This is a genomic window from Rhodococcus sp. P14, assembly GCF_000256505.1.
Lineage (GTDB): Bacteria > Actinomycetota > Actinomycetes > Mycobacteriales > Mycobacteriaceae > Rhodococcus > Rhodococcus ruber.
Genome location: NZ_AJFC01000306.1, coordinates 1 through 17,694, shown reverse-complemented (window position 1 = coordinate 17,694; position 17,694 = coordinate 1). Strand labels below are relative to the sequence as shown.

Sequence of the window (17,694 nt, the reverse complement as noted above, 5' to 3'; positions counted from 1 at the left end):
GTCAGGCGGTTTCCTTCTCGGGTGCGGCGAGGCCGAGTTCGAGCTCGCCGAGGGGCTGGAAGTACGCGTCGACGTCGGCGTCGGTGACGTCGGCGAGGGTCGCCGGCGACCACGCCGGGTTGCGGTCCTTGTCGACCACCTGGGCGCGGATGCCCTCGACGAGATCGTGCGAGCGCAGTGACGCCAGCGAGACCCGGTACTCCTCGTTCAGCACCTCTTCGAGGCTGCCGAGTTCGCGGGCGTGCCGCACCGAGCGCAGGGTCGCCTTCAGCGCGACGGGCGACTTGCCGAGGATCTGCTCGGCGGCCGCGCGGGCCTCGGGCTCCTCGGCGGTCTGCAGGCGGGCGACGATCTCCTCGACGGTCGGCGCGGAGTAGGCGGCGTCGATCCAGGAGCGCTGCGCGAGCAGCGGCGACTCCGGGGCCGGTCGGGCGAATTCGGCGAGCGCCTCGTCGACCGTGCCGGATTCGAGGGCGGCGACGAATTTGTCGAGCGCCTCGGACGGCACGAAATGGTCGGCGAAACCGAGGGCTATGGCGTCGCCGGCCTTCATGCGACCGGTGGTCAGCGCGAGGTGGGTGCCGAGCTCGCCCGGGGCGCGCGAGAGCAGCCAGGTGCCGCCCACGTCGGGGACGAAGCCGATGCCCACCTCGGGCATCGCGATCGTGGAGCGTTCGGTGACGATCCGGACGTTGCCGTGGGCGGCGATCCCGACGCCGCCGCCCATGACGATGCCGTCCATGATCGCGACGTACGGCTTCGGGTAGCGGCCGATGGCGGCGTTGAGGATGTACTCGTCGCGCCAGAAGTCCTGCGAGCCGGTGCCGCCGTCGCGGGCGTCGTGGTAGATCGAGACGATGTCGCCGCCGGCGCACAGGCCGCGCTCCCCCGCCCCGTCCACGACGACCGCGCGGACCGAGTCGTCCCCGGCCCACTCGTCGAGCGCGGCGGCCATCGCCTTCACCATGTCGTAGTTCAGGGCGTTGATGGCCTTGGGCCGGTTGAGGGTGATCCGGCCGATGCCGCCGGAGACCCGGACGAGGACGTCTTCCGTCTCGGTCATTTCGCTCCGTTCTGCGCCGCGGCCACCACGCTGCGCGCGACGACCACCCGCATGATCTCGTTGGTTCCTTCGAGGATCTGGTGTACGCGCAGATCCCGCACGATCTTCTCGAGTCCGTACTCGGCAAGATAGCCGTAACCACCGTGCAGTTGCAGCGCGTCGTTGGCGACGTCGAAGCAGGCGTCGGTGGCGAACCGCTTCGCCATCGCGCACAGCTCGACGACGTCGTCGGCACCCCGGTCGAGGGCGTCGGCGGCGCGCCAGAGCAGCGTGCGGGAGGCCTCGATGCCGGTGCGCATGTCGGCGAGCCGGAACTGCAGGGCCTGCGAGTCGAGCAGCCGCTCGCCGAACGCCTTGCGCTCGGCGAGATACCCGACGGTCTTGTCGAGCGCGGCCTGGGCGCCACCGACCGAGCACGCGGCGATGTTGAGCCGGCCGCCGTTGAGCCCGTGCATGGCGATGCGGAAGCCGCTGCCCTCCTCGCCGAGAAGGTTCTCGGCGGGCACGCGGGCGCCGTCGAAGATCACCTGACGGGTGGGCTGGGCGTTCCAGCCCATCTTCTTCTCGTTGGCACCGAAGGACAGCCCGGGGGTGTCCTTCGGGACGATGATCGCGGAGATGCCGCGCGGGCCGGGCTCACCGGTGCGGGCCATCACCACGTACACGTCCGACGTGCCGGCGCCGGAGATGAACTGCTTGCCGCCGGTCAGGACGTACTCGTCGCCGTCGCGGACGGCCCTGGTGCTCAGGGCCGCCGCGTCGGAGCCGGCGCCGGGCTCGGTCAGGCAGTAGCTGGCGAGCTGGTCCATCGTGCACAGTCCGGGGACCCAGCGGCGGCGCTGCTCGTCGTTGCCGAACCGGTCGATCATCCACGTGACCATGTTGTGGATGGAGATGTACGCGGCGATCGACGGGCAGCCCTTGGCGAGTTCCTCGAAGATCCGGACGGAGTCGAGACGGCGCAGGCCCGACCCGCCGACGTCCTCGCGGACGTAGATGCCGCCCATGCCGAGCGCCGCGGCCTTGCGCAGGACGTCGACCGGGAAGTGCTTGTTCTGGTCCCATTCGACCGCGTTCGGGGCGAGGAACTCGGCGGCGAAGTCGCGGGCGGTGTCGCGGATCGCCCGGTCGTCGTCGGTGAGGGTGAACATCTGCTACCTCTGCCTAGTCCATCGTCGGGATGACGAAGTGATCCGCGTGCTCCTTGACGCCGGAGAACCAGCGCTGGGTGACCGTCTTGGTCTTGGTGTAGAAGCGGATCGAGTCCGGTCCGTGCTGGTTGAGGTCGCCGAAGCCGGACCGCTTCCAGCCGCCGAAGGTGTGGTACGCGATCGGCACCGGGATGGGCACGTTCACGCCGACCATGCCGACGTTGACACGGTTGGTGAAGTCGCGGGCGGTGTCGCCGTCGCGGGTGAAGATCGCCACGCCGTTGCCGTACTCGTGCTCCGAGGGCAGCCGCAGGGCCTCCTCGTAGTCGTGCGCGCGGACGACGATCACGACGGGGCCGAAGATCTCCTCGCGGTAGATCTTCATCTCGGGGGTGACGTTGTCGAACAGGGTGGCGCCGGAGAAGAAGCCGTTCTCGTGGCCCTCGAGCACGAAGTCGCGCCCGTCGACGACGAGCTGCGCGCCCTCGTCGATGCCGGACTGGATGTAGTCGTGCACCCGCTGGCGCGCCTCGGCGGTGACCAGCGGGCCGAAGTCGGCGTTCGGGTCGTCACTGCGGCCGACCTTCAGCTTTCCGACGCGTTCGGTGAGCTTGGCGACGAGCGCATCGGCGGCCTCCTCGCCGACCGGCACGGCGACGGAGATCGCCATGCAGCGCTCACCGGCGGAGCCGTAGCCGGCGCCGACGAGGGCGTCCGCCACCTGGTCCATGTCGGCGTCGGGCATGACGATCGCGTGGTTCTTGGCGCCGCCGAAGCACTGGGCGCGCTTGCCGTGGGCGGCGGCGGTCTCGTAGATGTACTGGGCGATCGGGGTGGAGCCGACGAAGCCGACGGCCTTGATGCGCTCGTCGGTGAGCAGCACGTCGACGACGGTCTTGTCGCCGTTGACGACGTTGAACACGCCGGCGGGCAGCCCGGCCTCGATGAACAGCTCGGCCAGGCGCAGCGGCACGGACGGGTCGCGCTCGGAAGGCTTGAGCACGAACGCGTTTCCGCACGCGATGGCCGGGCCGGCCTTCCACAGCGGGATCATCGCGGGGAAGTTGAACGGGGTGATGCCGGCGACGACGCCGAGCGGCTGGCGCATCGAGTAGACGTCGATGCCGGTGCCGGCGGAGTCGGTGAACTCGCCCTTGAGCAGGTGCGGGATGCCGGTGGCGAACTCGATCACCTCGAGGCCGCGCTGGATGTCGCCCTTGGCGTCGGCGACGGTCTTGCCGTGCTCGGAGGACAGCAACCGGGCCAGGTTCTCCATGTCGTCCTGCACGAGCTGCAGGAACTTCATCAGCACCCGGGCGCGCTTCTGCGGGTTGAACGCCGCCCATTCCTTCTGCGCCTCGACGGCGTTCGCGATGACGGCCTCGGTCTCGGCGACGTCGGCGAGGGGAACGCGGGCCTGCACCTCACCGGTGTTGGGGTCGAAGACGTCGGCGAACCGGTCGGAGGCGCCGGGGATGTGCTTGCCCCCGACGAAGTGGGTGAGTTCTCGAACGCTCATGTCCGGATCCGTCCTAACTGGTCGAATTCTGGTGTTTCGGTGGGATGATCGGGGGCAGCGGGCGGCACCCCCAGCAATGTGTGCTCATCCTATAGTTGGAAGTCCATGTATGTCCATAGGCGGCTTCGCCGCCGGTGTCTCCTTTGGGCTGCCCCAGCCGCCCAAAGGACGCACGGGCCGCGGAGCGGCCTATCGCAGCCGCCGGTACATCTCCTCGAGGTCCGACGTGCCGCGGAGGACGACCGACTCGTCCGTGCCGCCCGCCCGCAGCGCCCGGCGCAGCAGCGTCGGATCGAGATCCTCGGGCGCGGGCCGGTACGGCTCGGCCGGCAGATCCGGCAACCGGATCTCGTTCCCGTAGAAATCCTCGTCGCCGGCCTCGGCCTCGTCCACCCCACCGATCACCGTGCTCAGGTCGACCCCGCGCAGGGTGAGCACCGCCAGCGGCTGCTCGTCGACGTGCTCGGCCAGCAGGTAGGCCACCGCCGCCGCGTGCTTGCACGGCCACCCGTCGTCCGGGCAGGTGCAATCGAAGTCCAGCTCACCGGCACGCCGCGGGAGCAGCAGCGGACCCAGCTCCTCCGGCAGCGCACCCCCCGCGAGCCGGACCAGCATGCCCGGCGCGGACCGCACCCGGTCGATCAGGTCCGCGACCGCGTCCTCGTCGAGGGTGCGGATGGTCACCGTCGAGGTGAACGGGCGCAGCTGGCTGCCCTGCACCTCCCCCACCGCCGCGCCGGGCTCGAGCCGCATCGAGACCACCTGACCCGACCGGGCATAGGTCCGGCCCCGCGCGAGCCGGCCCTTGTCGGCGACCTGCTCCATCGCCGCAACCAGCTCCTTCGACCACCAGGTGCGTCCGATCGAGCCGCGTTTGGTCCGCGCCTCGATGCCGCCGACGACCCGCCGGCGCTTGCCGTAGCGATCGAACCCGCCCGCCGGGCTCATTCGCCCACCGCCTCGTCGCCCAGGGACAGCAGCGAGTGCAGTTGCTCGGTGGACAGCTCGGTGATCCAGTTCTCGCCGGCTCCCACGGCGAGCTCCGCCAATTCCTGCTTCCCCGAGATCATCTCGTCGATCCGCTCCTCCAGGGTGCCCACGCACACGAGCTTGCGGACCTGCACGTCGCGGCGCTGGCCGATGCGGAACGCCCGGTCGGTGGCCTGGTTCTCCACCGCCGGGTTCCACCAACGATCCAGGTGCACCACGTGATTCGCGGCCGTCAGGTTCAAACCGGTACCGCCGGCCTTGAGCGAGAGCAGCATCATCGGCGGACCGTCGTCGCCCTGGAACGCGGCGACCATCGCATCGCGCCGGCCCTTGGACACGCCGCCGTGCAGGAACGGCACCGTGGTGCCGAAGCGCTCGGCCAGATACGGCGCGATCAGGTCGCCGAACTCCCGGAACTGCGTGAACAGCAGGGCCTTCTCGCCGTCGGCGAGGATCGACTCGACGATGTCCTCCACCAGCCCGAGCTTGCCCGACCGGTGCCGGCCGCGGCGCAGCACCCCGGAGCCGTCGCCCAGGTAGTGCGCCGGATGGTTGCACACCTGTTTGAGCCGGGTCAGCGCGGCGAGCACCGCGCCCTTGCGGGCCATCCCCTCCTTGTCCCGGATCTGCCGCATCATCTCGTCGACCACCGCCCGGTACAGCGCCGCCTGCTCGGCGGTGAGATTGGCCCGCACCGTCTGCTCGAACTTCTCCGGCAGATCCGAGATCACCGACGGGTCGGTCTTGACGCGGCGCAGCACGAACGGCGACGTGAGCGCCCGCAACCGCGCGGCGGCCGCCGCGTCGCGTTCCCGCTCGATCGGAACGGCGAACCGGGCGCGGAACGTCGCCGGCGAACCGAGCAGGCGGGGATTGGCGAAGTCGAGGATCGAGCGCAGCTCCTCGAGCCGGTTCTCGACGGGGGTGCCGGTGAGCGCGATGCGGTGCCGCGCGGGGACCGCCCGCGTCGCGCGGGACTGCGCGGTCGCGGCATTCTTCACGTGCTGGGCCTCGTCGAGCACCACCCGGCCCCACCGCAGCGACCGCAACTGCGTCACGTCCCGCGCGACGAGCGCGTACGTCGTGATCACCAGGTCGCTGTCGGCGACCGCCGCGGCCAGGGCGGCGTCGCGCAGCCGCGCCGGGCCGTGGTGGACGTGCACGCGCAGGCCCGGCACGAACCGCTGGGCCTCGCGCTGCCAGTTGCCCACCACCGACATCGGGCACACCAGCAGCGTCGGATCGGTGGCGACGTCGCCGGCCCGTTCGTGGGCGAGCAGCGCGAGCACCTGCACGGTCTTGCCGAGACCCATGTCGTCGGCCAGCACGGCGCCGAGCCCGAGGCCGCTCATGAACGCCAGCCACTCGAGGCCGCGCTGCTGGTACGGGCGCAGGGTCGCATGCAGGCCGGGCGGGGACGGCACCGCCTCGGGCCGGACCTGCCCGTCGAGCAGGGTCGCGACCCAGCCGGTCGCGGCGACGTCGGTGACCTCCACCGGTGGTGGCTCGTCGCCGGTGAACCGGCCGAACAACGTCGCCAGCGTCGCGTCCGTCGCGCCCTGGCCGGCGACGTAGCGGGCGGCCCGGGCGAGCGCGAGCGGATCCGCCTGCACCCACTTGCCACGCAGCTTGACCAGGTCGCTGTTGGCCGCGATCAGCCGTTCCATCTCGGCGGGGGTGAGCAGCATGTCGCCCACGGCGAGCTGCCACTCGAACGAGACGAGCGCGTTCATGCCGACGGTGTCGTCCTCGGCGGCGACGGGCGCCACCGGCGAGGACACCTGCAGCCGCAGCGACGGCTCGAGCCGCGCCCAGGCGCGGGGCAGCAGCAGCGCCACGCCGGCATCCGCCAGTGCGCGGCCGCCGTGCTCCACCAGATCTGTCACCACCCCGGTCGGCAGCAACAGGTCGAGGCTGTCCGGGTCGCGCGGCACGTCCTGCAACCGCGGATACGCCTTCAGGGCGGCGCCGAGCTTGCGGATCCCGATCTGCAGCAGCTGCGCGTCGGAGCCGTCCACCGGCACCGGCGCCGGTGCCTGTCCCTCCGAGCGCAGACACACCTCGAGCCGCCACAGGGTGTCGGCGCCGATGGCCTCGTCCTCGTCGTCTTCCGGCTCGACGAGTCGCAGCACCAGGTCGGGCTCGTTTCCGGCGAGCGAGGACCGCCATTCGTCCAGTGCGTCGGCCATGCGCTGGGTGCCACTGTGGTGCGGTTGCCCCTCGGCCAGGGCCGCGATCAACGGGTGCAGGGAAGTACCGACGTTGCCGATCAGGGACCGGGTGATCGGATCGGTGAGTTCGGTGACGAGGTCGTCGAGCAGCGCCGCGGGCCGCCCGGCCTGCCGCTGCACCGGCGGCATCGCGGCGGACAGCTCGGCCGTCCAGGCTCGGATCCGGTCGCCGCCGAGCAGGCGCCACCGCGCCCACCACTGCCCGTCGGCGCGGTGCAGTTCCGGGGCCACCCGCCCGGCCTGTGCCCACCGCTCGATGCCGCGGGCGACGTGGGCGAGGTACCGCAGGTCCCCGGCCACCGTCTCGGCGTGCCGGGGCAACGCCAGCAGCAGCTCCGCGGCGTCGGCAGGCGCGATCGCCACCGCGGGGAGCGGCCGCGGTGCGTCGTCGCCGGGCAGTCGCAGTTCGACGCGGTGCCGGAACGGGCGGTCGATCCATCGGCGCAGGACAGCCGGTGTGTCGTCGGCCGGGTGCTCGTCGTCGCGCCACAGCATCAGGCCCGCCCCCGGTGACCACAACCCGTGCAGCATGCCCACCATGGTGCCAGTCGTGCCCGACACCGCCGGCGCAGGCCGGGGCGCGGGACGAGCGGGCGTGCGCCGGGGACGATCGACCCTGGATCGGGCCGGGCCCCCGGAGGACACTGGGCTGCAGGTGCACCCACCAGGAGACTGCGATGTCGATCATGATCCAGGTCCTCGAGCAGACCTACAGCGCCCACACCCCGTGGGAGCAGGTCAAGTACGCGTTCGTCGACTCCGAGCACGTCACCGCGATGCGACTCGACGGACAGTGCGGCGTGTGGCTCGACGGAACGAAACACGGTGAGTCCCATCGGCTCGCCGCCACCACGACCGCGGAGCAGGCGGTGTTCTTCCTGCTGACCGTGTTCGACCGGGTCGCCGAGTGCAAGCAGCACGGCGGGTCGTGGATCGTCGGGCACGACGGCCGCACCATCGAATCCATCCACGCGGTCCGGTTTCCGTTGACGACCGACGGCTGAGCCGGCGCCGGCGCCGGCGCTGTCGGGGCGATCGGTGAGAATGTCCGCGTGCGAGGGGGCGCAGTTTTCTGGGGGCTGGTGGTGGCGGTCGCGATCGCCGTGTCGTGGGGGTGGGACCGGATCGAGTCGAACGCGCCACCGGCACCGGGCAGCCCCGCACGCGGCGCGCTCGAACAACTCTTGGCGCGGGCGGCGGTGGTGCCGCACCGGCCGCAGGTGCCGGGGTACGAGCGCGGGTGCGGGCCGGGCGAGGGATGTGTGTTCGGGGAGGCGTGGTCGGACGATCATCCGGGCCCGGGTGGGCGCGACGGGTGCGACACCCGCAACAACGTGCTCGCCCGGGATCTGCGCGACGTGGCGTTCCGGCCCGGCAGCGGCGACTGCATCGTGCTGTCGGGCACGCTGTCCGACCCCTACACCGGTGCCCGGCTCGAGTTCCGTCGCGCCGAGGGCCGAGCCGTGCAGATCGACCACATCTATCCCCTGGCGGCGGCGTGGGACCTCGGTGCGGCGGAGTGGCCGGTCGAGCGGCGCCGGCAGTTCGCCAACGACGTCGCCTTCAACCTGATCGCGGTGGACGGGCCGGCGAATCAGGACAAGCGCGATCACACCCCGGCCGAGTGGCTGCCGCCCGCGGTGGCGTACCGCTGCTGGTTCGCGGGCAAGTACCTGTCGGTGGCGGTGCGGTACGGGCTGCCGATCACGGCGGCCGACCGGGAGGCGCTGGCGGCGACGATCGCCGCGTGCTGAGGGCGCCGTGCCCCGCGTCCTCGCGACGGGAACTAGCGTGGCACGCATGCTCTCGCGCATCACCAAGGACACCCGTCTGTGCATCTCCCTGTCGGGACGGCCGAGCAACATCGGCACCCGCTTCCACAACTACCTCTACGACGAGCTCGGTCTCGACTACGTGTACAAGGCGTTCACCACCACCGATCTGCCGTCGGCCGTGGCAGGGATCCGCGGCCTCGGCATCCGGGGGTGCGGGGTGTCGATGCCGTTCAAGGAGGCCGTGATTCCGTTGATCGACGAGCTGCACGACTCGGCGCGCGCCATCGAGTCGGTCAACACGATCGTCAACGAGGACGGCGGGCTGCACGCCTACAACACCGACTACCAGGCGGTGGCGGACCTGCTCCGCGAGCACGAGGTCGACCCGGGGATGCCGGCGGCCGTCGCGGGCAGCGGCGGGATGGCCAAGGCCGTCGTGGCGGCCCTGCGCGACAGCGGGTTCACCGACGTGTCGGTGATCGCCCGCAACGAGGAGACGGGAGCCGCCCTGGCTCGGCAGTACGGGTTCGACTGGCGCACCGAGCTCGACGGACGCACGCCGGGATTGCTCGTCAACGCCACCCCCGTCGGGATGACCGGTGGTCGCGAATCGGAGCAGCTGCCGTTCCCCGCGGCCGCGGTGGCCGCCGCGTCGACGGTGTTCGACGTCGTGGCGATGCCCCCGGAGACACCGCTGATCCGTGCGGCCCGCGCGCACGGGCTGCCGGTGATCACCGGCGCCGAGGTCATCGCCCTGCAGGCGGCGCAGCAGTTCGCGCTGTACACCGGGGTGACCCCGACGCCCGAGCAGGTGCGCCGCGCGTCGGAGTTCTCCCGCTCGCAGGGGTGATCGCGGGTCCTCACGCCCCGGTGGCGACCTCCCGGGCCGGGTCCTGGCACCACTGCGACCACGACCCCGGGAACAGCGCGGCCTCGATACCCGCCACGGCCAGTGCCGCGATGTCGTGGGTCGCGGTGATCCCGGACCCGCAGTACACGGCGACGGGACGGTCCCCGCACAGTGCGGTGAATCGTGCGGCGAGTTCCTCGGCGGATCGGAACGTGCCGTCCGCCCGGAGGTTGTCCGTGGCGGGGGCGCTGACCGCGCCGGGGATGTGCCCGGCGCGCGGGTCGACCGGCTCCTCGTCGCCGCGGTAGCGCGCGGCGGCTCGCGCGTCGAGCAGGGTTCCCCGCGCGGGGTATCGCCCGGCCTCGTCGATGTCGACCGTGGGCAGGTAGCCGCCGCGCAGGGTCACCGAGCCGGACTCGACGAATTCGCCGGGGCCCGCCGCCAGAGCACGGCCCGTCGCCGTCCACAGCGGCAGCCCGCCGTCGAGCAGGCGCACGTCCTTCAGACCCGCCCAGCGCAGCAGCCACCAGGCGCGGGCGGCGGCAAGGCCCCCGGTGTCGTCGTAGACGACGACGGTGTCGCCGTTGTCGATCCCCCACCGGCGGGCATGGTCCTGCAGCCGGGCGACGTCGGGCAGCGGGTGCCGGCCGCGGCCGGGAGATCCGGGGTCGGCGAGTTCGGTGGCGAGGTCGACGTACACCGCTCCGGGGATGTGGCCTTCGCGGTAGCGGTCCTCGCCGTCCGGGTCGTCGAGCGACCATCGCACGTCGAGCAGCACCGGAGGCGTGCCCGCCTCGACGAGGTCGGCCAGCTCGTCCACGGTCATCAGCACGGGATCGGCAACCATGCCCCCGATCCTGACACGTCGGCGCGGGCGGTGCCGGGCGGCGCGGGCGGTGCCGGTCCGCTGCGGCAGAATTGCCGCCCGTGTCCGATGCCCCCGCGCCCAGTCGTCCCGACTCGCTCATCCGGCCGCTCGGGGCGAGCGTCGTCACCGCTCTCGTCGGGTTCACCAGTTCGTTCGCGGTGGTGCTGACGGGGTTGCAGGCGGTGGGGGCGTCGCCGTCGCAGGCGGCCTCGGGGTTGTCGGCGCTCTGCCTGACCCAGGGTCTCGGCATCCTGTGGCTGGCACGGCGGTTCCGCACGCCGATCACGCTCGCGTGGTCCACGCCGGGCGCCGCGCTGCTCGCGGGCACCGGTGTGGTGGCGGGCGGCTGGCCGGCGGCGGTGGGCGCGTTCGTCGTCGTGGGCGCCGCGATCGTCCTGACGGGGCTGTGGCCGCGCCTCGGCGCGCTGATCGCGGCGATCCCCGCATCGTTGGCGCAGGCCATGCTCGCCGGGATTCTCGTGCCGCTCTGCCTCGCCCCGGTCGAGGGCGTGATGGACGCGCCCGCCGCGATCCTGCCGGTGGTGGCGACGTGGCTGGTGCTGCAGCGGCTGCGGCCACGCTGGGCGGTGCCGGGGGCGTTCGGGGCCGCGGCCGTGGTCGTCGCGATCCATCTGGTGCGCTCGGGAACCGCGCCGGCGGCGCGGGAGCTGGTGCCGGCGCTCGAGCTCACGGCCCCGGCGTGGACGTGGCAGGCGTTGCTCGGCATCGCCCTCCCCCTCTACATCGTGACGATGGCGTCGCAGAACATCCCGGGCACGGCCGTGCTCGACTCGTTCGGTTACGCCACGCCGTGGCGGGCGGCGATGACGGTCACGGGGCTCGGCACCGTCGCGGGAGCGACGGCCGGTGGGCACGCGATCAATCTCGCCGCGATCAGCGCCGCGCTGGCGGCGGCGCCCGAGGCCGAGCCCGACCCGGCGCGCCGATGGGTGGTCGCGTGGTGCGCGGGCTGGTCCTACCTGGCGCTGGCGGTGTGCTCGACCGGGCTCGCGACGGTCGTGGCGACGGCGCCCGACGGTGTGGTGGAGGCGGTGGCCGGGTTGGCCCTGCTCGCGACGCTCGGCGGGGCGCTGGCCTCGGCTCTGCGCGACGCGCCGGAACGCGAAGCAGCGGTCGTGACGTTCCTGGTCGCGGCGTCCGGTTGGAGCATGTTCGGTATCGGATCGGCATTCTGGGCGTTGATGGTCGGACTTGCCGTCCGCGTGGGACTATCGTCAGGACGGTGACGAACCGCCAGCCGACGACGCCCGCCGCCGACCCACCCGTTCCCGCCCGGTTTCCGGTCCTGTGGCCGATGCAGACCCGGTGGGCGGACAACGACCACTACGGCCACGTCAACAACGTCACCTATTACTCGTACTTCGACTCGGCCGTCAACGGGTGGCTGATGGCCACGACCGGGGTCGACATCCGGGAGCTGGACGCGATCGGCGTGGTCGCGGAGACGTCGTGCCGGTATCTGGCGGAGCTGTCGTTCCCGGACCGGCTGCGCGTGGGCCTGGCGGTGGAGCGGCTGGGAACCAGCAGCGTGACCTATTCGCTGGCGATCTTCCGGGAGGACGGCGAGGGGGGTCTGCAGGCGGCTGCGACCGGGCGGTTCGTGCACGTGTACGTCGACACCCGCACGCGACGTCCCGTGGCGATCCCCAAGGAGATCAAGAAGGCGGTCGCGCAACTGGTGACGCCCCCGGCGGAGTAGTTCCCACCCACCAAGCATCCGCTTGGCATCATATTCATCTACCGGATTACACTCCGGGGCATCCGCACGTCCCCGACAGAGAGTGATCCGAAGATGCGCGATGCAGTCATCGTCGAAGCCGTCCGCACCCCCATCGGCAAGCGGGGCGGCGGCCTGTCCGGCGTTCACGCCGTCGAGCTGTCCGCCCACGTCCTGCGCACCCTCGCCGAGCGCACCGGCATCGACCCGAGCCTCGTCGACGACGTGCACTGGGGCACCGTGCAGTCCGTGGGCATGCAGTCCGGGAACATCGGCCGCATGGCGGTGCTCGGTGCGGGCTGGCCGGAGTCGGTGCCCGGCTTCACCATCGACCGGCAGTGCGGATCGTCCCAGCAGGCCGTCTCGACGGCGGCCGCGGCGGTGATCTCCGGCCAGGTCGACCTCGTCGTCGCCGGCGGCGTGGAGATCATGTCCGCGATCCCGCTCGGCTCCTCCGCGCCCGAAGGCACCGGGCAGATGGGCGGCCCGGCGCGCGAACGGTACGCCGACGAGCTCACCGCGCCCGGCTTCAACGGCCGCTTCAACCAGGGCGTCGGGGCCGAGATCATCGCCGAGCAGTGGGGCATCTCGCGCACCGAACTCGACGAGTACTCCGTCCGCTCGCACGAGCGTGCCGCCCGGGCCCAGGACGAGGGCCGGTTCGCGGACGAGATCGCGCCCTACACGCTGGCGGACGGCACCGTGATCGACTCCGACGAGGGCATCCGGCGCGGCTCCACCGTCGACAAGCTCGCCGGCCTGAAGGCCCCCTTCCGGGAGAACGGCGTGGTCACCGCCGGCAACGCGTCGCAGATCTCCGACGGCGCCTCCGGGCTGCTGATCACCACGTCGGAGCAGGCGAAGGCTCTGGGGCTGACGCCGCTCGCGCGCGTGCACACCGCCGTCGTCACCGGCGACGACCCGGTCAAGATGCTCACCGGTCCGATCCCGGCCACCGCCCTGGCGCTGAAGCGGTCGGGACTCTCGCTCGGCGACATCGACGCGTTCGAGGTCAACGAGGCCTTCGCCTCCGTGCCGCTCGCATGGCAGCGCGAGACCGGCGCACCGAGCGAGAAGCTGAACCCCCTGGGCGGCGCGATCGCCCTCGGCCACCCCCTCGGCGCCTCGGGCGGTCGTCTCGCCGCGACCCTGATCCACCACCTGCGCCACACCGGCGGCCGCTACGGTCTGCAGACCATGTGCGAGGGCGGGGGCACCGCCAACGCCACGATCTACGAAATCCTCTAGCCCGCACGCCGAGGCGCCTTCCGGGTTCGGTCCCGGAAGGCGCCTCAGCGCTGCACGGAAGGCGCCTCAGCGCTGCGCGGAAGGCGCCTCAGCGCTGCGCGAGCCGCTCGAGCAGCGGCGCCGTGCGCGGACCCACCAGTTCGCGCATCACCAGCGCCATGTTGGTGCGCTCGACACCGGGGATCTCGAGGATCTGCCCGGCCAGCCGGTAGAGATCGTCGGCGTCCCGCGCGACCACCTTCACCGACAGGTCCGTCTGCCCCGTCATGCCGTACACCTCGGTGACCTCCGGGATCTGCCCGAGGGCCGCGACGACGGCGTCGAGCCGGTGCTGATCGACCCGGGTCGCGACGAACGCGGCCAGCGGGTAGCCGAGCGCCCGCGGATCCACCCGGCGCTCGAACGAGCCGAGAACCCCCTCCGCATCCCACCGCGCGAGCCGTGCCTGCACCGTGTTCCGGGACAGCCCGAGACGCTGGGACAACTCCACCCCGGTCGCCCGCGGGGTGCGCGCGAGCTCGAGCAGCATCCGGGCGTCGGTGGCATCGAGACTGGTCATGTTTCGCAGTATGACAGCGCCGGACCCCCCGAAACCGTGCTTGCTGCACAATCACGCGACGATCGATTGCGCACCTGCACCCCGCGTGGATCATGTGATGTACAACACAGGTTTGTCCGGGCGCCTCACGAGGGCGACCGGTCCCGCCATAGCGAGGTGGTGCACGGTGGTCGACAAGATTGCCTACCCGATCCAGCTGATCCAGCCCGACGGTCGACGGGTCCACAATCCCGAGTACTCCGCGCTCGTCGCCGACGTCGGACCCGACGAACTCCGGGCCCTGTACCGCGACATGGTCGTCGTCCGCCGCCTCGACGCCGAGGCCACCGCGCTGCAACGGCAGGGCGAACTCGGACTGTGGGCACCACTGCTCGGCCAGGAGGCCGCTCAGGTCGGCTCCGCGCACGCCCTGCACCGCGACGACTACGTCTTCACCAGCTACCGCGAGCACGGCGTGGCCTGGTGCCGCGGCGTCGACCCCGCCGACATGACCCGGTTGTGGCGGGGCTGCGCCCACTCCGGCTGGGACCCGGCCGCCGTGAACATGACCAACCCCGCGATCGTCGTCGGCTCCCAGGGGCTGCACGCCACCGGCTACGCGATGGGCGCCCACTTCGACGGCGCCGAGATCGCCACCGTCGTCTACTTCGGCGACGGCGCGACGAGTCAGGGCGACATCGCCGAGGCGCTCGGCTTCGCCGTCGCATGGGGGGTGGGCGTGGTCTTCTTCTGCCAGAACAACCACTGGGCGATCAGCAACCCGGTCCACTCGCACAGTCCCGTCCCGATCGCGCAGCGCGCCGCCGGGTACGGAATGCCGGCCGTGCAGGTCGACGGCAACGACGCGCTCGCGGTGCTGGCCGTCACCCGCCAGGCCACCCGGCACGCACGGGAGGGCAGCGGCCCGTCGTTCGTCGAGGCCGTCACCTACCGGATGGGCCCGCACACCACCTCCGACGACCCCACCCGCTACCGCACCCCGGCCGAGGCCGAACTGTGGCGGATGCGGGATCCGATCGACCGGCTCCACCGGCTGCTCGAGCGCGAGGGCCACGCCGATGCCGGGTTCTTCGACGAGGTCGGCGCCACCGCGGACGAGGCCGCGGCCCGGTTGCGCGCCGGCACCCTCGGCGCCCGAGATCCGGAGCCGCTGAGCATGTTCGACCACGTCTACGCCACCGACCACCCGGCGATCGCCGAGGAACGCACCCGCTACCGCGACTACCTCGCCGGTTTCGAGAACGCGACCCACGAGGAGGCGCTGTCATGACCACCACCACCCTGGCCCTCGGCGCCGCCCTCGGCGCCGGACTGCGCCGGGCCCTCGAACACGACCGCAAGGTGGTGATCATGGGAGAGGACGTCGGCCGGCTCGGCGGAGTCTTCCGCGTCACCGACACGTTGCAGAAGGACTTCGGCGACAACCGCGTCATCGACACCCCCCTCGCCGAATCCGGGATCGTGGGAACGGCTTTCGGCATGGCGCTGCGCGGCTACCGACCGGTGTGCGAGATCCAGTTCGACGGCTTCGTCTACCCCGCGTTCGACCAGATCGTCTCGCAGGTCGCCAAGATCCACTACCGCACCGCCGGGCGGGTCACCGCACCGCTGACCATCCGCATCCCCTACGGCGGCGGGATCGGGGCGGTCGAACACCATTCCGAGTCACCCGAGGCGTACTTCGCGCACACCGCCGGACTGCGGGTGGTCAGCCCGAGCAACCCGGCCGACGCCTACGCGATGATCCAGCAGGCCGTCGCCCTCGACGATCCGGTGATCTTCCTCGAGCCCAAGCGCCGGTACTGGGACCGCGCCGAGGTCGATCTCGACGCGGAGCCGGAGCTGCCGCTGGACCGGGCCCGCGTCACCCGCGCGGGCACGGACGTCACCGTCGTGACGTTCGGCTCGATGGTCGCGACCGCCCTGCAGGCCGCGCAGATCGCCGAGACCGAGGGGCATTCCGTGGAGGTGATCGATCTGCGGTCCGTCTCGCCCGTCGACTTCGACACCGTCGAGGCGTCGGTGCGGCGCACCGGACGCCTGGTCGTGGTGCAGGAGGCACCGCTGTTCTGCGGCATCGGCGCCGAGATCGCCGCCCGCCTCTCGGAACGCTGCTTCTACCAGCTCGAGGCGCCGGTGCTGCGGGTCGGCGGATTCGACATCCCCTATCCCCCGGCGAAACTCGAGGCGCACCACCTGCCCGACCCGGACCGCATCCTCGACGCCGTCGACCGCAGCCTCGCGGCGTGAGGACCGGGACATGGAGCAGAGCGTGAGCGAGCGCGGCGACGTGGCGGGCGGGCACAGCGAGGTGTTCCGGCTGCCGGACCTCGGTGAGGGCCTGACCGAGGCGGAACTGGTGTCGTGGACCGTGGCCGTCGGGGACCGGGTCGAGCTCAACCAGGTGATCGCGGAGGTCGAGACCGCCAAGGCGACCGTGGAACTGCCGTCCCCGTACGCCGGGACGGTCGCCGAACTGCTCGCCGAACCCGGCGACAGCGTGCCCGTGGGGAATCCGCTGATCCGGTTCACTCTCCCCGGCGCGGGCGACGGCGGCGGACCCGTGCAGGTGCTCGTCGGCTACGGTCCGGGCGCGGCCCCGGCGAGCAGGCGCGCGGCACGCGCCGCGGCGGCGCCGTCCCCGCAGGCGCCGGCCGGGGCGCGGCACCGGCCGGACGCCAAGCCGTCCGCCCGCCGCGAGGCCCGGGAGCTCGGCGTGGATCTCACCGGGGTGACCGGCACCGGTGCGGGCGGGGTGATCACCGTGCCCGACGTGCGCCGGGCCGCGGAGGCCCGCGACACGCAGCCGCCGGAAGCCGGACCGCCGCGCGAAACCCGCACCCCGATCCACGGGATCCGCAGACGCACCGCCGCCGCAGTGGCGCGCAGTGCCTTCACCGCCCCGCACGTCACCGTGTTCCTCACCTGCGACGTCACGGCGACGGTCGAGCTCGTCTCCCGGCTCCGCGGCGCGGCGGCCTTCGAGGGGCGGCATCCCACGCCGCTCACCGTGGTGGCCAAGGCGCTGCTGCGGGTGCTCGCGCACCAACCGGTCCTCAACGCGGCGTGGGACGAGGAGCACCAGGAGATCGTCACCCGTCACTACGTCAACCTGGGCATCGCGACCGCCACCGACGCGGGACTGATGGTGCCGGTGATCCACGACGCCGACCGCCTGTCGCTGCCGGACCTCGCCGACGCCGTCGCCCGGGCGGCGGAGACGGCCCGCTCGGGCCGGGCCACCCCGGCGGAGCTGACCGGCGGCACGGTGTCGATCACCAACGTGGGCGTGTTCGGGGTCGACACCGGCACCCCCATCCTCAATCCCGGGGAGACCGCCATCCTCGCGCTCGGTGCGATCGGCCCGCGTCCGTGGGTGGTGGACGGCGAGCTCGCCGTCCGGCAGGTCACGACGCTGTCGCTGTCGTTCGACCATCGGCTCGTCGACGGTGAGCAGGCCGCGCGGGCGCTGGCCGAGATCGGCGCGATCCTCACCGACCCGGTGCCGGAACTGCTCGCCGGCATCTGAGGGCCGGTAGCGTCGGGACATGTGAGCGCTCACGATCTTCGCCGTGCCCGCGCGGCCGTGTTCGCGACCTTCGGCGTCAACGGGTTCCTGCTCGCGATGTGGGTGGTGCACATCCCCGCGATCGAGCAGCGCGTCGGCATCGACCACGCCACGCTCGGTTCCCTGCTGCTGGT

Annotated in this window: 16 protein-coding genes and 1 pseudogene; 10 read left to right on the top strand and 7 right to left on the bottom strand. The window is 72.1% G+C overall.

Going from position 1 to position 17,694, the window contains the following annotated elements:
* Position 1 precedes the first annotated feature (1 nt).
* The 5 genes from OEY_RS0121590 to OEY_RS0121570 form a co-directional block, all read right to left on the bottom strand.
* Entirely contained in the window at positions 2-1,063 is a 1,062-nt protein-coding gene (locus tag OEY_RS0121590) for an enoyl-CoA hydratase/isomerase family protein (RefSeq protein WP_010595851.1), read from the bottom strand.
* Positions 1,060-2,214 (bottom strand): isobutyryl-CoA dehydrogenase, encoded by a 1,155-nt coding sequence (locus OEY_RS0121585; protein WP_010595850.1) that lies wholly within the window; start codon positions 2,212-2,214, stop codon positions 1,060-1,062. Before OEY_RS0121585 ends, OEY_RS0121590 begins: the two co-directional genes overlap by 4 nt.
* Before the next feature lie 13 nt (positions 2,215-2,227).
* Positions 2,228-3,733, bottom strand: coding sequence for a CoA-acylating methylmalonate-semialdehyde dehydrogenase (locus OEY_RS0121580; RefSeq protein WP_010595849.1), 1,506 nt, complete (start codon positions 3,731-3,733; stop codon positions 2,228-2,230).
* Between the two features lie 189 nt (positions 3,734-3,922).
* Positions 3,923-4,681 (bottom strand): SWIM zinc finger family protein, encoded by a 759-nt coding sequence (locus OEY_RS0121575; protein WP_010595848.1) that lies wholly within the window; start codon positions 4,679-4,681, stop codon positions 3,923-3,925.
* Positions 4,678-7,485: a DEAD/DEAH box helicase gene (locus tag OEY_RS0121570; protein WP_026137995.1), complete on the bottom strand. Its 2,808-nt coding sequence runs from the start codon at positions 7,483-7,485 to the stop codon at positions 4,678-4,680. The genes OEY_RS0121575 and OEY_RS0121570 overlap by 4 nt, the downstream gene beginning before the upstream one ends.
* Positions 7,486-7,631: 146 nt before the next feature.
* Here OEY_RS0121570 and OEY_RS0121565 point away from each other — a divergent pair, with 146 nt between their 5' ends.
* The 3 genes from OEY_RS0121565 to OEY_RS0121555 are packed head-to-tail and all read left to right on the top strand — an operon-like array spanning position 7,632 to position 9,579.
* Complete coding sequence (locus OEY_RS0121565; protein ID WP_010595846.1) at positions 7,632-7,958, top strand: hypothetical protein; 327 nt, start codon at positions 7,632-7,634, stop codon at positions 7,956-7,958.
* Positions 7,959-8,006: 48 nt separating this feature from the next.
* A complete protein-coding gene (locus OEY_RS0121560; protein ID WP_026137996.1) occupies positions 8,007-8,708 on the top strand; it encodes an HNH endonuclease family protein in 702 nt (233 codons plus the stop codon).
* A gap of 46 nt (positions 8,709-8,754) precedes the next feature.
* On the top strand, positions 8,755-9,579 hold the full coding sequence (locus tag OEY_RS0121555; RefSeq protein ID WP_192811081.1) for a shikimate 5-dehydrogenase: 825 nt from the start codon (positions 8,755-8,757) through the stop codon (positions 9,577-9,579).
* A gap of 10 nt (positions 9,580-9,589) precedes the next feature.
* Here OEY_RS0121555 and OEY_RS0121550 read toward each other — a convergent pair whose 3' ends face one another.
* The gene (locus OEY_RS0121550) at positions 9,590-10,426 is read right to left on the bottom strand and encodes a sulfurtransferase (RefSeq protein WP_010595843.1); all 837 of its coding nucleotides are present in this window, start codon (positions 10,424-10,426) and stop codon (positions 9,590-9,592) included.
* A gap of 80 nt (positions 10,427-10,506) precedes the next feature.
* Between OEY_RS0121550 and OEY_RS0121545 the strand changes: the two genes are divergently transcribed.
* The 3 genes from OEY_RS0121545 to OEY_RS0121535 all read left to right on the top strand — a co-directional run bounded on the left by OEY_RS0121545 (position 10,507) and on the right by OEY_RS0121535 (position 13,433).
* On the top strand, positions 10,507-11,694 hold the full coding sequence (locus OEY_RS0121545) for a benzoate/H(+) symporter BenE family transporter (protein WP_010595842.1): 1,188 nt from the start codon (positions 10,507-10,509) through the stop codon (positions 11,692-11,694).
* Entirely contained in the window at positions 11,691-12,167 is a 477-nt protein-coding gene (locus OEY_RS0121540) for an acyl-CoA thioesterase (RefSeq protein WP_010595841.1), read from the top strand. The genes OEY_RS0121545 and OEY_RS0121540 overlap by 4 nt, the downstream gene beginning before the upstream one ends.
* Before the next feature lie 93 nt (positions 12,168-12,260).
* Positions 12,261-13,433 carry a thiolase family protein gene (locus tag OEY_RS0121535; RefSeq protein WP_010595840.1) on the top strand — a complete coding sequence of 391 codons (1,173 nt, stop codon included), beginning with the start codon at positions 12,261-12,263 and terminating at the stop codon, positions 13,431-13,433.
* A gap of 88 nt (positions 13,434-13,521) precedes the next feature.
* On the opposite strand, the gene OEY_RS0121530 is transcribed toward OEY_RS0121535, so the two are convergent.
* A complete protein-coding gene (locus OEY_RS0121530) occupies positions 13,522-13,992 on the bottom strand; it encodes an Lrp/AsnC family transcriptional regulator (RefSeq protein WP_010595839.1) in 471 nt (156 codons plus the stop codon).
* A gap of 166 nt (positions 13,993-14,158) precedes the next feature.
* On the opposite strand from OEY_RS0121530, the gene pdhA reads away from it, so the two are divergent.
* The 4 genes and pseudogenes from pdhA to OEY_RS30595 form a co-directional block, all read left to right on the top strand.
* A complete protein-coding gene (pdhA, locus tag OEY_RS0121525) occupies positions 14,159-15,262 on the top strand; it encodes a pyruvate dehydrogenase (acetyl-transferring) E1 component subunit alpha (RefSeq protein ID WP_010595838.1) in 1,104 nt (367 codons plus the stop codon).
* Complete coding sequence (locus OEY_RS0121520) at positions 15,259-16,242, top strand: alpha-ketoacid dehydrogenase subunit beta (protein ID WP_010595837.1); 984 nt, start codon at positions 15,259-15,261, stop codon at positions 16,240-16,242. Before pdhA ends, OEY_RS0121520 begins: the two co-directional genes overlap by 4 nt.
* Positions 16,243-16,252: 10 nt before the next feature.
* The gene (locus tag OEY_RS0121515) at positions 16,253-17,521 is read left to right on the top strand and encodes a dihydrolipoamide acetyltransferase family protein (RefSeq protein ID WP_010595836.1); all 1,269 of its coding nucleotides are present in this window, start codon (positions 16,253-16,255) and stop codon (positions 17,519-17,521) included.
* A gap of 21 nt (positions 17,522-17,542) precedes the next feature.
* Positions 17,543-17,694 (top strand): annotated as a pseudogene (locus OEY_RS30595) (MFS transporter); the annotation flags it as partial.

Excerpts from the sequence above, each read along its gene's own strand:
- OEY_RS0121590 (WP_010595851.1), bottom strand. The coding sequence starts at position 1,063 with ATGACCGAGACGGAAGACGTCCTCGTCCGGGTCTCCGGCGGCATCGGC.
- OEY_RS0121555 (WP_192811081.1), top strand. The coding sequence starts at position 8,755 with ATGCTCTCGCGCATCACCAAGGACACCCGTCTGTGCATCTCCCTGTCG.
- OEY_RS0121575 (WP_010595848.1), bottom strand. The coding sequence starts at position 4,681 with ATGAGCCCGGCGGGCGGGTTCGATCGCTACGGCAAGCGCCGGCGGGTC.
- OEY_RS0121520 (WP_010595837.1), top strand. The coding sequence starts at position 15,259 with ATGACCACCACCACCCTGGCCCTCGGCGCCGCCCTCGGCGCCGGACTG.
- OEY_RS0121570 (WP_026137995.1), bottom strand. The coding sequence starts at position 7,485 with ATGCTGCACGGGTTGTGGTCACCGGGGGCGGGCCTGATGCTGTGGCGC.
- OEY_RS0121530 (WP_010595839.1), bottom strand. The coding sequence starts at position 13,992 with ATGACCAGTCTCGATGCCACCGACGCCCGGATGCTGCTCGAGCTCGCG.
- OEY_RS0121565 (WP_010595846.1), top strand. The coding sequence starts at position 7,632 with ATGTCGATCATGATCCAGGTCCTCGAGCAGACCTACAGCGCCCACACC.
- OEY_RS0121515 (WP_010595836.1), top strand. The coding sequence starts at position 16,253 with ATGGAGCAGAGCGTGAGCGAGCGCGGCGACGTGGCGGGCGGGCACAGC.
- OEY_RS0121535 (WP_010595840.1), top strand. The coding sequence starts at position 12,261 with ATGCGCGATGCAGTCATCGTCGAAGCCGTCCGCACCCCCATCGGCAAG.
- OEY_RS0121580 (WP_010595849.1), bottom strand. The coding sequence starts at position 3,733 with ATGAGCGTTCGAGAACTCACCCACTTCGTCGGGGGCAAGCACATCCCC.
- OEY_RS0121550 (WP_010595843.1), bottom strand. The coding sequence starts at position 10,426 with ATGGTTGCCGATCCCGTGCTGATGACCGTGGACGAGCTGGCCGACCTC.
- OEY_RS0121585 (WP_010595850.1), bottom strand. The coding sequence starts at position 2,214 with ATGTTCACCCTCACCGACGACGACCGGGCGATCCGCGACACCGCCCGC.